The organism is Oleiphilus sp. HI0086 (assembly GCF_001635225.1).
The window spans coordinates 1-601 of sequence record NZ_LWFZ01000224.1; the positions used below are offsets into that span (position 1 = coordinate 1).

1 protein-coding gene is annotated in these 601 nt (G+C 43.9%); it reads right to left on the minus strand.

Annotated elements, in window-relative coordinates; all coding sequences use genetic code 11:
* Nucleotides 1-13: 13 nt before the first annotated feature.
* A partial coding sequence (locus A3756_RS02945) for an ATP-binding cassette domain-containing protein (protein WP_156490223.1) occupies nt 14-601 on the minus strand: 588 nt, incomplete at its 5' end.

Below are 601 nucleotides of genomic sequence, written 5' to 3' on the forward strand. Positions count from 1 at the left end.
ACTGCGTGACGGTTCATGCGGACTCCTTAACAAGCGATACAAAGATATCTTCTAATGAGCTCTGGTCAGTCTTTAAATCTTTAAACTGAATCCCCTCTTCAGACAAGTGCTGGAGCAAGGTCGCAATACCCGTATGATCTTCTAGCGTGTCGTAGGTATAAACAAGTTGCAGGCCATTATTATTCAGCACTAGATCGAAACCTTTTAGGCTCGTTGGCAAACTAGATAGCTCGGTCTTCAGGTCGAGGGTTAATTGCTTCTTCCCTAACTTACGCATCAATTCTGTCTTCTCTTCAACCAAGACTAATTGACCATTATTGATCACACCAATACGGTCAGCAATTTCTTCTGCTTCCTCAATATAGTGTGTGGTGAGGATAATCGTGACCCCCTTTTCTCGAAGCTTACGGACCAACTCCCACATATCTTTTCGCAGCTCAACATCAACCCCAGCTGTCGGCTCATCCAAGAATAAAATCTTGGGTTCATGCGACAGCGCTTTGGCTATCAACACACGGCGCTTCATACCACCTGACAACTCCATAATACGGTTATCTTTCTTATCCCACAGTGATAAGTCTTTTAGCGTCTTCTCGATATA